General features: G+C 48.5%; 13 protein-coding genes. 12 read left to right on the forward strand and 1 reads right to left on the reverse strand.

Features of this window, described 5'->3' with window-relative positions; genetic code table 11:
- Window positions 1-6: 6 nt before the first annotated feature.
- From DHAF_RS12640 to DHAF_RS12660, 5 genes are read left to right on the forward strand one after another with little or no spacing between them, the layout of a single operon-like run.
- Complete coding sequence (locus DHAF_RS12640) at window positions 7-1,578, forward strand: ABC transporter substrate-binding protein (protein ID WP_011459688.1); 1,572 nt, start codon at window positions 7-9, stop codon at window positions 1,576-1,578.
- 1 nt (window position 1,579) lies between these two features.
- Window positions 1,580-2,575 (forward strand): ABC transporter permease, encoded by a 996-nt coding sequence (locus DHAF_RS12645; protein WP_015944086.1) that lies wholly within the window; start codon window positions 1,580-1,582, stop codon window positions 2,573-2,575.
- The gene (locus DHAF_RS12650) at window positions 2,572-3,387 is read left to right on the forward strand and encodes an ABC transporter permease (protein WP_005816583.1); all 816 of its coding nucleotides are present in this window, start codon (window positions 2,572-2,574) and stop codon (window positions 3,385-3,387) included. The genes DHAF_RS12645 and DHAF_RS12650 overlap by 4 nt, the downstream gene beginning before the upstream one ends.
- 12 nt (window positions 3,388-3,399) lie before the next feature.
- Window positions 3,400-4,275 (forward strand): ATP-binding cassette domain-containing protein, encoded by an 876-nt coding sequence (locus DHAF_RS12655; RefSeq protein ID WP_011459690.1) that lies wholly within the window; start codon window positions 3,400-3,402, stop codon window positions 4,273-4,275.
- Window positions 4,259-4,897 (forward strand): ABC transporter ATP-binding protein, encoded by a 639-nt coding sequence (locus tag DHAF_RS12660; protein ID WP_015944087.1) that lies wholly within the window; start codon window positions 4,259-4,261, stop codon window positions 4,895-4,897. The genes DHAF_RS12655 and DHAF_RS12660 overlap by 17 nt, the downstream gene beginning before the upstream one ends.
- 144 nt (window positions 4,898-5,041) lie before the next feature.
- Here DHAF_RS12660 and DHAF_RS12665 read toward each other — a convergent pair whose 3' ends face one another.
- Complete coding sequence (locus tag DHAF_RS12665) at window positions 5,042-5,632, reverse strand: DUF2238 domain-containing protein (RefSeq protein ID WP_015944089.1); 591 nt, start codon at window positions 5,630-5,632, stop codon at window positions 5,042-5,044.
- 229 nt (window positions 5,633-5,861) lie between these two features.
- Here DHAF_RS12665 and DHAF_RS12670 point away from each other — a divergent pair, with 229 nt between their 5' ends.
- From DHAF_RS12670 to DHAF_RS12700, 7 genes are all read left to right on the forward strand, one after another.
- Window positions 5,862-6,641, forward strand: coding sequence for an ABC transporter ATP-binding protein (locus DHAF_RS12670; protein WP_005816573.1), 780 nt, complete (start codon window positions 5,862-5,864; stop codon window positions 6,639-6,641).
- On the forward strand, window positions 6,638-8,560 hold the full coding sequence (locus tag DHAF_RS12675) for a putative ABC transporter permease subunit (protein ID WP_005816571.1): 1,923 nt from the start codon (window positions 6,638-6,640) through the stop codon (window positions 8,558-8,560). The genes DHAF_RS12670 and DHAF_RS12675 overlap by 4 nt, the downstream gene beginning before the upstream one ends.
- A 24-nt stretch (window positions 8,561-8,584) precedes the next feature.
- Window positions 8,585-8,953, forward strand: a complete 369-nt coding sequence (locus DHAF_RS12680) for a thioredoxin family protein (RefSeq protein WP_005816569.1) — start codon at window positions 8,585-8,587, stop codon at window positions 8,951-8,953.
- Between the two features lie 107 nt (window positions 8,954-9,060).
- Window positions 9,061-9,267 carry a twin-arginine translocase TatA/TatE family subunit gene (gene tatA / locus DHAF_RS12685; protein ID WP_005816567.1) on the forward strand — a complete coding sequence of 69 codons (207 nt, stop codon included), beginning with the start codon at window positions 9,061-9,063 and terminating at the stop codon, window positions 9,265-9,267.
- A gap of 203 nt (window positions 9,268-9,470) precedes the next feature.
- On the forward strand, window positions 9,471-10,298 hold the full coding sequence (locus tag DHAF_RS12690) for an MBL fold metallo-hydrolase (protein WP_015944090.1): 828 nt from the start codon (window positions 9,471-9,473) through the stop codon (window positions 10,296-10,298).
- A gap of 106 nt (window positions 10,299-10,404) precedes the next feature.
- Window positions 10,405-11,010, forward strand: a complete 606-nt coding sequence (locus DHAF_RS12695) for a DUF3786 domain-containing protein (protein WP_005816562.1) — start codon at window positions 10,405-10,407, stop codon at window positions 11,008-11,010.
- A 357-nt stretch (window positions 11,011-11,367) separates the two neighbouring features.
- A complete protein-coding gene (locus tag DHAF_RS12700; protein ID WP_005808952.1) occupies window positions 11,368-13,752 on the forward strand; it encodes a DMSO/selenate family reductase complex A subunit in 2,385 nt (794 codons plus the stop codon).
- Window positions 13,753-13,760: the final 8 nt, after the last annotated feature.

The raw sequence follows: 13,760 nt of genomic DNA on the forward strand, positions 1-13,760 counted from the left end.
GGCCATATGAGAAAAATAGTATTATTGCTGTTGCTCGCCGGACTAATGCTGATGGTGGGCTGTTCTGCTTCTAACGGCGGAAAAAATATCACAGAAAATGTCGCGAAAGATGAAATTACTATTTCGGCCGGGGTCAATTTGGTGGCCGGTGGTTTTGACCCGACCACAGGCTATGGCGTATGGGCACCGGATATATTTCACAGTCACTTATTGCAAGTAAAAGAAAACAACCAATTGGTCAATGATTTAGCCACCTCTTATGATATCAGTGCAGATGGATTAACGTACACCTTTAAAATCCGCAATGATGCAAAATTTGCGGATGGCCATTCCTTAACTTCGGAAGATGTGGCCTTTACTTTTGAAACAACCAAAAGCAAAGCTTCCGCCGCGGATCTGACCATGCTGGATTCAGTTGAAGCTTTAGACGAAAGTACTGTTGTTTTCCGCTTAAAAGCCCCCTGGTCTACGTTTGTCTTTAATCTAAGCGAGGTGGGAATTGTCCCCAAGCATCTCTATAATGAAAACTATGGGGATCATCCGATGGGCTCCGGTGCCTGGAAAGTTGCCGAATTTGCAGTTGATCAGAAGTTGATCCTGGTACCGAATGAACATTATTACGGCCCAATACCGAAGTTTAAGAAAGTAACCATCTTAAAATTGGATGAAGATGCGGCTCTGGCGGCAGCGAAATCAGGGCAGTTGGACTTGGTGCTTGTCGAATCTGAATTTGCCAGCACGCCGGTTGACGGAATGAAACTATATAGAATGTCCGCCATGGATGCTTTTACCATTAACCTGCCAACGATTCCGGAAACGACCGACCCTTCAGGGCAAAAAGTAGGCAATAATGTCACAAGTGATCCGGCGATTCGCAAAGCCTTGAACATTGGGATAAACCGGCAGCTCATTACCCAAAACGCTTTGAACGGATTTGGGCAAGTTACTTATGGAGCGGCGAAGGAACTTCCCTGGAGTAATGGCGACATGTTTAAAGACAACCAGGTTGAAGAAGCGAAAAAGATCTTGGAAGATGCAGGATGGAAAGATACTGACGGGGACGGCATCCGGGAGAAAAATAATATTAAGGCGGAAATCGTGATAACAGGACGAAGCAATGATCTGGCGCGTTATAATACGGTCGTTGCTCTGGCAGAAGATGTGAAAAAGCTGGGAATACAGATTATCCCCAAATCCGCACCTTGGTCGGAATGCCGGGAAGCGAGGAATTTACCGACTTGCTGGGTCTTTGGTCAGCCTAATCCCATAGAATTCTATCGTTATTATGATTCTTCGCAAATTGGTGTAGCGGTTATCGGCAACCCGGCTTCTTATACCAATCCGGAGGTTGATGCGGTTATCCAAAAAGCCCTTGCAGCAACGAACTCTGACGAGGCAAATAAATACTGGCAGGAAGGCCAGGCTCTTGCGCAAAAGGATATTCCGTACTTGTGGATCGTTCGTCCGGAAGTCACTTATCTTGTCAAAGAAGGGCTGAAGATCCCCTCTTTGCAGAAATTGCCAACCCGGGGGCAGGGGATTTCCATTGTAGAAAATATGAATGAGTGGTCCTGGTAGTATGAGTACCACGGTATATAAAGGATTGGGGCGCTATTTCAGCAGTACTTTAGTACGGATGCTGACTCTGCTTGGGGCCGTGAGTCTAATCAGCTTCATGCTTATTGCGCTGTCGCCGATTGATCCGATCGACGCTTATTTGGGTGATGCCCACGTCTCCGAAGAGCAAAGGGCGAATATCGCTGAACATTGGGGTCTTAACAAATCGCCTGTAGAGCGCTATGGCATCTGGATAACCCATGTCCTTCAGGGTGACATGGGCGAATCTATCACTTATCGCCAGCCTGTCGCGAAGGTTATCGGCGAGCGTTTCCGGGCGTCGCTGGCCTTGATGGGAGTAGCCTGGGTGTTGTCCGGGGTGCTGGGGTTTACTTTGGGCATTATCGCTGCCGTGAATAAGGGGAAGTGGATTGACCGCTTTATTAAAACGTTTTGTTTGATATTGGCATCCACACCGCTTTTTTGGCTGGGCTTACTCTTTTTAATGGTTTTTGCTGTCTATTTACAGTGGTTTCCCTTAGGATTGGCAGCCCCCATCAATAAATTGGCCCATGAGGTTACTCTAGGTGATAAAATTTATCATCTGATTCTACCTGCCTTAACCTTGAGCATTACCGGTGTAGCCGGCATTGCCCTTCATACCCGTCAGAAGTTCATTGACGTACTTAAGAGTGAATATGTCCTTTTTGCTAAAGCCCGGGGGGAAAAACCCCGGGAGATTATTCGGCGTCACGGATTGCGCAATATCGCCTTGCCCGGCATAACGCTGCAATTCGCTTCGGTCAGTGAACTGTTTGGCGGGTCGGTGCTGGCGGAGAAGGTTTTTTCTTATCCTGGTCTGGGAAACGCGGCTACCCATGCCGGATTGAAAGGAGATGCTCCTTTGCTGCTGGGTATTGCCTTATTTAGTGTGCTTTTTGTATTTACGGGAAATTTCCTGGCCAATGTGATCTATGGGATTGTCGATCCTCAAATCCGGGAAGGAGGCTCGTCATGAATCGCCGTCGAAAAATTATGCTGATTATGGGGAGCGGTCTCTTGGTTTTAGCAGCAATTACCATCGGGGGGATTCTGATGGACTCTGCTTTGTATGCGCCGAACTATGACTTTAGAAGTCAGGCGCCTTCCTGGAAGCATCCCTTTGGCACCGATTACTTGGGGCGGGATATGTTTTTTCGGACGATGGCCGGACTTTCATTGAGCATACGCGTTGGGCTGCTGGCGGCAACAGTCAGCTCGGTTATTGCCCTTGTGCTGGGCAGTTTATCGGCTGTCTTTGGCGGCAAGATAGATACAGCGGTTAATTGGCTGGTTGATCTTTGCATGGGGATTCCCCATATGATTCTGCTGATTTTGATTTCGATTGCGCTGGGGGGCGGAGCAGTTGGAGTTATTACCGGGGTTGCTGTAACTCATTGGCCAAGTTTGACCAGGGTAATCCGGGCCGAAGTCATGCAGGTAAGATCAGCCCACTATGTTCAACTTGCCCGCGCTTTGGGAAAAAGCCCTTGGTATGTGGCAGCCAGTCACATCATTCCTCATGTTCTTCCCCAGTATCTGGTTGGCTTGATTTTACTTTTTCCCCATGCCATTTTGCATGAGGCGGGAATTACATTTCTTGGTTATGGGTTACCTTTGGAAGTTCCGGCAGTAGGGGTCGTTTTATCTGAATCAATGAAGCATCTGGCTACGGGGATGTGGTGGCTGGCCTTTTTTCCTGGATTAGCTTTACTGTTGGTGGTCATGCTCTTTGATTTAATAGGAGACTATTTAAAGATTTTAATTGATCCCTATGCCGCTCATGAGTAGGAGGTTTAGAGAGTGGCTGAAGCTAAGCAGACAGTTATCTTGGATGTTCAGGGTCTTTCGGTAACCTTCGACGGTTATGATGCCTCATTAGAAAAAATAACAAGCCTGGCGATTGCTGATTTGAGTGTTCAGATTCATACCGGGGAAATTCTGGCGATAGTCGGCTCCAGTGGTTCAGGGAAAAGCTTGCTTGCTCATGCTATCATGGGTATTCTACCTTACAATGCCCAAGTTGGTGGTAAAATGGCCTATAAAGGCCAAGAGCTGACCCCTGAATATCGGGAAAAGCTGCAAGGGAAGGAAATTGCCTTTATTCCCCAATCCGTAGCCTATCTTGACCCGTTGATGCGTGTTGGCGAACAGGTGCGGGGCACCGGAGGGGAAAAGCTGCGGGAGGCTCAGCGGAAAGCTTTTGCGAAATATCGTTTGGATGGGAAAGCAGAAAAACTTTATCCGTTTCAACTTTCGGGCGGTATGGCCCGCAGGATATTGATTTCCACCGCGGTGGTGGCGAATGCAGAGCTGATTATTGCCGATGAACCCACTCCCGGTTTGGATTTAAACCTGGCGATTCAGGCCTTAAAGGATTTCAGAGAATTTGCCGATCAGGGCAAGGGAGTGTTGCTGATTACTCACGATATTGATTTAGCCTTAAATGTGGCCGACCGTATTTCTATTTTTCACAGCGGTACAGTGGTTGAGACGGCAAGGCGGGAAGATTTTTCCGGGGACGGGGAGGGCTTAAAGCATCCGTACAGCCGGGCCCTTTTTAGAGCTTTGCCGCAAAATGGCTTTCAAATAGCTCACTGCCCCCAATGCGGTTTAAGCTGCGCGGTTTGGGAAATTGACGGCAATGAATTGAGGTGTGCTTGTGGCTACCATGCTTGAAGTGAAAGACGTGAGTTTTCGTTACGCAAACGGACCTTGGGTTCTCCATAATGTGAACCTGAAGATCGAGGATGGCGAAAGGGTAGCCTTAGTTGGGCCCAGCGGCTATGGAAAAAGCACCTTGGCCAAAATTATGGCCGGTTTTCTTAGACCGGAAAAAGGAACTGTTCTTCTGGATGGGAAGCCTTTGCCCAAAGGTGAGTACTGCCCCGTGCAACTGGTTTATCAGCATCCGGAAAAAGCACTGAATCCCCGCTGGAAAATGAAGTATTCCTTGAAAGAAGCCGGCGTACTGGATCCGGAGATTATGAACGAAATGGGCATCCGGGAAATGTGGCTGGAGCGTTGGCCCAATGAACTTTCCGGCGGTGAACTGCAGCGGTTTTGCGTAGTAAGGGCTTTAGGAGAGCAGACCCGCTTTTTAATCGCTGATGAAATGACCACCATGTTGGATGCCGTGAATCAGGCTCATATCTGGAAATTCCTGCTGCGGCACGCAGATAAAAAGAAGTTAGGGATCATTTTGATTACCCATAATATGTATTTAGCGGAGCAGGTGGCATCTCGGATTATTGATGTTCCTTCAATCAATAAAATCAGCGTAAGAACGGAAGATTTATGAATAAAAAAACCGAGGCACATTAATATGTACATTGTGTCTTGGTTTTTTTATTTCATAGCCCCCCTACGGAGGGCCGGTCCTTTAAAATTGCTCTTTTTGCAAATTTACGAAGCCTGCTTAGTGATTTTCAAAATTGCCGGATTTTTAAACAGAAGAGGACGGGACACGCTTTTTCCGAAAGTAGAGTAGCAAAGCAAAGACCAAAGACCCTAAGGCATCCAGGATAATATCCGTCATGGTGTCGTGGATGCCCACTCCTTGATAGAGGGTGCCAAAGGTACAGTCCATGGTATATTCATAGATCTCCCAGACCCCACCGGCCGCCAAAGAGAAGGAAAAGGCAAACAGGGCGGCCAGGAGCCTGCTCCTTCCCGAATCTTGCTTCTGACGGGCATCAAGAAACATCAGCAGCAAGAAACCCATCTGAGCAAAGATAAAGCCTGATGCACCATGGAGCATTTTATCCCACCACCAAAACACATCATACATGCGGTTGGCGGTGCCTAAAAACATGGAAGCGTAAAGAAATAAAATCAGCGCGGTGAGAAATTCCCGGGGAATGGTCAGCTTGTATTTAGTCTCTAAAAGGAAGGGAATGGACATAAAGAGCAGAGTCAGCAGGCACATCCCGGTGGATAGCCAGTTTAAGCGGGCAAGATGAACGAAAGTCATGGGGACAATGGTCAGGCATAACAGGATATAAAGCCAAAAGACCAAAGGTCGGGTTCTTTTCATAATCTTCTCCTTAAGCAACTTCTTGATAATGCAGTTCATAATGGCTATAATTTCCTTAGAGCAGGAATTTAATTCTCGAATTGAAGCAGGAGACCTTGTTCCTGCTTTTCTTTTTGAGAAAGGCCTGAATCATGGCGTATGCTCACAGAAAATCTAGTTAGACTAAGCTGTAGAAAGATCTGAAAACTGAGCACAAAAAACGTCAAGATTCTTAAGAAGGGAGTAGCTTATGAATCAAGTTTTGATAAAAACCCACCAACTCACCAAACGCTATGGCGATGTTCCTGTGGTGAACCAGCTAAATCTGGAGGTAAGGGCAGGGGAGATTTTTGGCTTCCTGGGACCCAATGGGGCGGGGAAAACCACTACCATCAAAATCCTGACCGGACTTATGGAGCCCAGTGAAGGGGAAGCTTTGATCTGCGGTTATGATATTCGCAAGCAGCCCACTCAAGCCAAAGCCTTGATGGCCTACGTCCCCGATCAACCCAAATTATACGGCAAGCTCTCGGCCTGGGAATTTCTGAAGCTCATCGGCGATCTTTATCAGATACCTAAAGATGTGTCCCGCAAAAGAGCAGAGATGCTTATGGAGATGTTTGGCCTGCTGGACAGAGCTGATGAACTTTTGGAGGGATATTCCCACGGGATGCGCCAGAAGGTAGTGCTGGCCTCAGCTCTGATCCACCAACCGAAAGTCATTCTCCTGGACGAACCCACCGTAGGCTTGGATCCGGCCAGCGCCCGTCTCCTCAAGGATGTTTTGCAGGAATTGGCACACCAGGGAGCGGCGGTTTTTGTCTCTACGCATATCTTGGAGATTGCGGAAAGAATGTGCCACAGGGTGGGCATTCTGGAAAAAGGAAAACTCATCGCTCAAGGCAGCCCGGAGGAATTGCGCCAAAACGTAGGACATGGGGGAGAAAGTTTAGAAGATATTTTCCTGGAGCTGACCGGAGGTCATGAAAATGAGGAATTGATCAAAAGCCTGGAGGAGGGACGAGCGTGAGAATCCTTTTACCGCCTCCTATCGAAACACCGCCGCCCCCTCAATCCTTCTTTCAGGACTTTATTCTCCTCTTCAAAAATCAATTCCGGGTGTCCTGGAACAAATTCCGTCATCGGCCCAAAAGTGCCATGCTGCTTTATGCCCTGCTGATCTTTTTCATAGTAGCGTTCATCTCCTCCATGGGTTACCTGGCTTATGGAGCTTTGGGCTCGATTTCCTATGAAGTGGTGGAAGGATTTCTTTCCCTGCTCTTTTTAGGGGGATTGGTCGGTCAGATATTTTTCGGGATCACCGCCGCTTTTGCCGCCCTGTATATGTCGGAGGATCTGGAGCTGCTCTTCATCGCTCCAGTATCCTTGAAAGCCGTCTTTGCGGTCAAATCCCTCAGCGTCATCGCCAGCAACTTCTTGACAGCACTTCTTTTCGTGTTTCTGCCGGGGCTTTTTTATGGATTGTTCTTTCAGGCCGGTCCTGCCTTTTACATCCTTGTCCTGCTGGTGGGGCTGGGTCTCATGATCATCGGCACAGCGATTGCCGAGCTGCTGAATTTAGTCGTGATGCGCATCGTTCCCCCCCATCGCAGCAAAGAAGCCGTAGGCTTCATCGGAGCCTTGGCGGGAATTATGATCGCCTTGTTTTTCCAGATTCCCAATCTGATCCTGGGCAGGGAAGAGCAATTTGACATGACCTCCTGGCTTACCGGCAATGAGCAGGTCCTTAACCTGATGCATCTTTTTCCCTGGGGATGGGGCTCCCAGGCCTTAGTAGCCGGTATGTCGGGAGACTTCTTAGTGGGGCTGGGCTGGAGCCTGCTCCTGCTCGCCGTAGGGGTCGGACTCTTTCTCCTGGCCTTTAATCTCCTGGAACAGGGGTTCCGCCGGGGCTTTATCTCCCTGAGCCAGGGTGAAGGGGGCCGCCGGCGCACCAAAAGCCGGAAAAGAGCCTTGCCCGACCAAGTTACACCCGGCCAAACATCAGCAAGAACTTCCCGTACGACTCTGCAAGGAAGGGCAGATACCACTCTGCAGGGAATATTTTCGCTGCTCCATGAAGAACCCGTGGGCCAAACCTCTCCCTTGGCAGGAATGTGGGCTGTTGCCAAAAAGGATTTGCTTTACCTGAAGAGAGATACCCGGGAGTGGTTTGGCTATCTGACTCCTTTGATCATCATGGCTTTTTTTATCGCCCAATACCTCTTTGTCCGCACACCAGGCTCCGAATCATCCCTGGTCACCGTCTTTATCATGTACACGATCATGTTCAGCGGCAACATGGCTCTGCTTTCCTTTGGCCGGGAAGGAGAATCCGATTGGCTTTTGAACAGCGTTCCGCTGGGAGGCTGGCCGGTGGTATTAGGAAAACTGCTGGCGGCAGTCTTACCAACCTTGGTCCTGATGGAAGCTCTCCTGGTGGGAACCGCCCTGGCCATCGGCTTAAGCACCACGATGATCCTGGCTTTAGCCTTCGGCGCCATCTTTCTATCGCTGGGCTCCAGTGCCATTGGTCTCTTTTATTCCATTAACTATTCCCGATTTAACCCGGAAAATCCTCAGCAGCGGATTTCCCCGGGAGCATCCATGTTCATGTATCTGGTGAATATGATCTTTGTCCTCTTGCTGGCCTTGGGCATTCTCTATGTGTTCCGTCCGGTGGAATTAGTGGCTGTCCTGCAGGCGCTTCCTCCCGTAACCTACGAAGGCGGCTTTTGGTCAGGTGTTCTCTATGTCCTGTATCTTCTGAGCCGGCCGATCCTCTGGCCAACCTGGGCACGGCTGATTATCGGTATTCCCGTTACGGCCGCTATCTGGGCAGTGATGTTCTTTGGCTTTATGGCCGCCACTGTAAGACAAAGCCGTAAAGGCTTCCGGGTGGAGATCGTCACCACGAAAAAGAAGCAGAAAACAAGGAAGAAAAAGTAGAGGTAAAGTAGAGGTGTTGAGCCCATGTCCATAGAGCCGTTGCTGACCATTCAAAACAATGAACAGCTGAGCCAACTTCTTCAAGAACAAAAAACCTCAATCCTCTACTTCAGCAGCCCTGACTGCAATGTCTGCCACGCCCTTTTGCCTAAAGTGTTGAAAGTGGCACAGGTTTACAAGATTCCCGTAGGGCAAATCAACACTCAGGAATTTAAGGAAGGAGCAGGGCAGCTCCTGGTCTTTACCGTACCGACGCTGCTGGTTATGTGCGAAGGAAGAGAGATTCTCAGAGAGAGTCGGTTCATAGACCTCCAAAATACAGCCCGGATTCTGGAGTCCGTCACCGAAGAGATGCAGGTACCTTCTAGCATTATAAGCTTATCTAATATATAATGAGGTGTAATACTTTAAATCCCGTATGATTTCGGGTGTCTAAAGATGCCTGTAGCGTGAAAAAATAGTAGAGTAGACCTGATAACTAAAGAAATTGAGGTGAAGCCATGATTACTTTTGGAATGATTACACCAACCGTAGCCATTATCGTCTTGGTAATTGCGCTGCTTATTTTTGGTCCCGGCAAGCTTCCTGAAGTTGGGAAGGCCATGAATAAGGGATTAAAGAATTTTAAACGTGAAATGAACACTGTCGATGCGGAAATTGTCAGCGAAGAAAAGAACACCGATCCCAAGGAAAAGACAGAAGAGTAAAAGATAGAAGGATAAAAGAGACGTTTTGACTCCTCCAGGGGACAGCCAAAACGTCTCTTCTTATGTTTCCTATTTTCTTGCCGACCGGCCTCAAATAATAGTTGAGAACTATCGTCTTGCTCGTTTGGTTTTTACTTATGAATAACCCCGGCTGGATACATAATAAAAAGATAAAAATAGATCACTTGTTAGGAGGTAACAGCATGGGCAACAAACTCGTGGAACTAGTCTCAGCATTGACCACCTCTTCTGAAGAAGTGCTTCCCGATATCCTTATTCTTGAATTCCGAATCGTAACAGCCTGTCTTGTCGGGATACCCGAAGAGGAAGGATCTCAATGGGTTCTTGTGGATACAGGCCTGGAAAACTCCAGCCAATTCATTCTGGAATCCGTTCATTCCCGTTTCGGAAAAAACAGCCGTCCTCAGGCCATTATTTTAACCCATGGACATTTCGATCACGTGGGTTCTGTAAAAGAATTGGCAGAATACTGGGATGTTCCCGTCTACGCCCATACTCTGGAACTTCCTTATCTTACCGGCAAAAAGGATTACCCTTTAGCTGATCCAGGAGTAGGAGGAGGATTGGTGTCCGGGATATCCACCACCTTTCCCCATACCCGAATTGACTTAGGCTACCGCATCTTTCCTTTGCCTGATCATGGCGAGGTCCCAGGTATGCCGGGTTGGCAATGGGTTCATACCCCAGGCCATACCGACGGACATATCTCCCTGTTCCGGGAAAAAGATCGGGTTCTTCTCGCCGCCGATGCCTTTACGACAACGAAGCAGGAATCCCTGTGGTCCGTAATGACTCAAGAGGAGCAGATGGGCGGACCGCCAAAGTATTTTACGACAGATTGGGTGGAAGCCGAAAAATCTGTAAAGCGATTGGAAGAATTGAAGCCCTCCCTGGTCATCCCCAGTCATGGCAAACCCATGGCAGGGGATGAATTAAGCCATCACTTAGTCTATCTTGCTCAGCATTTCCAAGAAATCGCTGTGCCGGAACAAGGAAGGTTTGTAGAGTAAAAAGAATACACCATATAAAGGCATGAGATCAGCAGGAAATACACCTTCAAAATAGAATAGTTAGACAAATCAGTTAATTGGGGAGATGTGAAGGTGGGGGGTAATCATGAAAGAAAGCCAAAAGAAATACCGGGATGCCCTGGAGCATGCCAAGCAAGAATTTGCCAAGCGCAGTTTTGCCAAGATTCTGGAGCTGTCCGGAGCTGCTCCTTATGACGAATCCAGTCTGGTCCTCTTCTATGGGGGTGAACATTACCGGGTCTGGTACCCCGAAGGGGAAATCAGCCCCTGTGAGGACATCACTGATCAGATTCTGATCCTTCAGTATCTGACAGAAGTATGCGGAGTCCAGCCTACCGGACGTTGGATATCCTTCCGAGAGCTGCCGGGCGGAAACAACCACTATGGAGCCTTTAAGCTGGAAGCTATGGATCCGATAGCCGAGCACTTCGGCAACTCACCGGAGAAATTCGAGTCCATATGCCAGATGCTCAAAGGCAAAAAACTGGCAATGGGAGACATAGCCTATGCCATAGAGGTTCTGCCCAAACTTGAGCTGGCCTTGATTCTGTGGCTGGCCGACGACGAATGGCCGGCCAAGGCCAATCTGCTTTATGACGCCACAGCCAGCATGCATCTGAATACGGAAGGGCTGGAAGTTATGGCCATCAATCTGGTGGAGAAGATGATTGCCAAGGCTGCCAGCCTCTAGATAAAAGACCTGAAGGGTGCCGCGGGCTGCTAAGAAGCAGCCCGCGGCACCCTTCAGGCTTGCACGGAGAGATATCAGAAAAAATAATATTTTATTAATATTTAGCAATAAACTGTTAATATCTATGTGATAATATACACAATATAGTAACGAATAATCTACTATAGGGCTGAGAGGCGGAAAGGAGGTTAAAGGCAAGCATTAGTGGAGAGATAAAAGCAAAAGGATTCACAAGTACAAGCAAAACGGAGGCTACAGAAGAGAATCTTCCCCAGCGAAAGGGGGCTCAGGGAAGCGCGGATGGATAACATCAGACTCAGAAACTAAAAAATTTAAGGGCGAAGCGGAGGTAGGAAAATGGTAAATAAAGATTTCAAGGTCAGTCGCCGCTCCTTTTTGAAATGGAGCGCAGCTGTTGCCGGCTCATCGACACTGGTGGGATGCATGCCCCTAACTTCGGGAGCAGGAGCTGAACCGGCAGTTGCTCAAGCCGGAAACCGTCATCTTGATGCGGAAATAAAGCCTTCGATATGTTGGCATAATTGCGGCGGGCGCTGTCAGATTAAAGCCCAGGTGAAGGACGGTGTTGTCCTGAGTTTTGTGACGGACAATGAGGGACCGGATACTCCGGATAATCTTCAGGCCAGGGCTTGTTTGAAAGGGAGATCCCAGCGTCAGCGCCTCTATCATCCGGATCGGCTGAAATACCCCATGAAACGAGTGGGGGAGCGGGGAGCCGGGCAATGGGAGAAGATCTCCTGGGAAGAGGCTCTGGATACCACAGCTTCTGAGTTAAAACGTATTATCAATCAATATGGCAATGAATCGGTATATTTTATTTATGCTTCAGGGGTAGGTGGGGCATTTAACCAAAGCTATGTAGGGGGAGCATCTGCGAGACTTCTTAATGCACTGGGAGGATATCTGAGCTTTTATGGCAACTACAGCCAGGCCAATTATATGTATGCCATTCCTTATATGTTTGGAGCCGGTTATGGAGGAAGCTCACCCACCAGTTTTTCAGATGCCCAGCTGATCGTGATGTTCGGCGATAATCCCGCCAGCACAAGAGTGGGTGGTCTTAATTCAACATACTATCTCAAATTAGCGAAAGAAAACGGAACCAAAGTTATTGTCATCGATCCCCGTCACAGTGATACGGTAGGCACCTTTGCCGACCAGTGGATTCCTATTCGTCCGACCACTGATGCGGCACTTGTGGCAGGCCTTGCTTATGTCATACTGACAGAGGAGCTTCATGATCAAGCCTTTCTGGACAAGTATTGTATAGGTTTTGATGAAGAGCACATGCCTGAGGGAGTTCCGGCAGGAAATTCCTATAAGAGCTACTTGCTGGGAGTCAGCGATGGACAGCCGAAAACTCCGCAATGGGCATCGGAAATCACAGGTGTTCCTGTAGAAACGATTATACAATTGGCCAGAGAGATTGCCGGTGCCAAGCCCTGCTTTATTCTGCAGGGACGGGGCATGCAGCGCCATGCCAACGGAGAATTCCAGGCTCTTTCTGTTCCTCTTTTAGCCCTGATGACAGGGAATATGGGCAAACTCGGCGCTAATCCCGGTATGTATGAAGGCTTTACTTCCGTAAAAATGGGGGCATACCCTGCAGGAACAAATCCAATACAAACCAAAGTATCCTTCTTTATGTTTACCGATGCCATTGAAAAAGGAGGCAACCACACCAAAGAAAATGGTGGCCTGCAAGGTGCGGACCGGTTGCAGCATGGCATCAAGTTTATCTGGAATTATGGCGGCAATGCCTTGATCAATCAGCATTCCGATACCGGACGGACCACCGAGTTATTGAAAGATACATCGAAATGCGAATTTATCCTGGGCATTGAGAATTTTATGACCCCCAGTATGGAGTATGCCGATATCATCCTCCCCGATATCACACAATTTGAGCAGGAGGATATCGTCACCCGGGCTTTGGGACAAGGGCTTGCCCTGTATGGGCAAAAATTGGTGGACCCTTTGTATGAGTGCAAGGGTGTTTATGAAATCTGCACAGAACTGGCCAAACGCCTGGGCGTCCTTGATAAATTTGATGAAGGAAAAAGCCAGGAGCAATATTTGCGCGAATGTGTCGCTGTGGCTCAGGCGGCTCATCCCGACTTCCCGTCTTTCGAAGCATTCCGGGAAAAGGGCATTTATAAGACGAAACCTAAGAAAGTTATTGCTTATCAAGCCTTTGTGGAGGATCCGGAAAAGAACCCGCTGCAAACTCCCTCCGGAAAGGTGGAGATTTTCTCCAAAACTCTCTACGATATGAATAATCCGGAGAGAATACCGGCTGTTCCTAAATATGTAGCTGTTGCAGAAGGTCCGAAAGGCGCTCTGAAAGAAAAATATCCCCTGCAATGCATCGGCCATCACAGCAAACGCCGTGTCCATTCCACCTTTGATAATCTGCCCTGGATGGAGGAAGCGGAGCCTCAGAAGCTATGGCTCAACCCTCAGGACGCCGCGGCGAGAGGAATTGAAGATGACGATACGGTCAAGATCTTTAACGATCGAGGGACGGTAAAAGTCAAAGTGAAGGTTACTCCCCGTCTCATCCCAGGGGTATGCTCTCTTCCTCAAGGAGCTTGGTATACCCCTGATGCTCAGGGCGTGGATACCAGAGGATGTATCAACACCTTGACCACTTGGGAGCCCACCGCTCTGGCCTGGGGCAATCCTCAGCATACGAATTTAGTCCAAGTAGAGAAAGCGTAGGAGGTGAT

This window comes from Desulfitobacterium hafniense DCB-2, from assembly GCF_000021925.1.
Classification (GTDB): domain Bacteria; phylum Bacillota; class Desulfitobacteriia; order Desulfitobacteriales; family Desulfitobacteriaceae; genus Desulfitobacterium; species Desulfitobacterium hafniense.

Bases quoted from the DNA above. Each gene is read 5' to 3' on its own strand.
- DHAF_RS12670 (WP_005816573.1), top strand. From the start codon at position 5,862: ATGAATCAAGTTTTGATAAAAACCCACCAACTCACCAAACGCTATGGC.
- DHAF_RS12640 (WP_011459688.1), top strand. From the start codon at position 7: ATGAGAAAAATAGTATTATTGCTGTTGCTCGCCGGACTAATGCTGATG.
- DHAF_RS12680 (WP_005816569.1), top strand. From the start codon at position 8,585: ATGTCCATAGAGCCGTTGCTGACCATTCAAAACAATGAACAGCTGAGC.
- DHAF_RS12665 (WP_015944089.1), bottom strand. From the start codon at position 5,632: ATGAAAAGAACCCGACCTTTGGTCTTTTGGCTTTATATCCTGTTATGC.
- DHAF_RS12690 (WP_015944090.1), top strand. From the start codon at position 9,471: ATGGGCAACAAACTCGTGGAACTAGTCTCAGCATTGACCACCTCTTCT.
- tatA (WP_005816567.1), top strand. From the start codon at position 9,061: ATGATTACTTTTGGAATGATTACACCAACCGTAGCCATTATCGTCTTG.
- DHAF_RS12695 (WP_005816562.1), top strand. From the start codon at position 10,405: ATGAAAGAAAGCCAAAAGAAATACCGGGATGCCCTGGAGCATGCCAAG.
- DHAF_RS12700 (WP_005808952.1), top strand. From the start codon at position 11,368: ATGGTAAATAAAGATTTCAAGGTCAGTCGCCGCTCCTTTTTGAAATGG.
- DHAF_RS12650 (WP_005816583.1), top strand. From the start codon at position 2,572: ATGAATCGCCGTCGAAAAATTATGCTGATTATGGGGAGCGGTCTCTTG.
- DHAF_RS12645 (WP_015944086.1), top strand. From the start codon at position 1,580: ATGAGTACCACGGTATATAAAGGATTGGGGCGCTATTTCAGCAGTACT.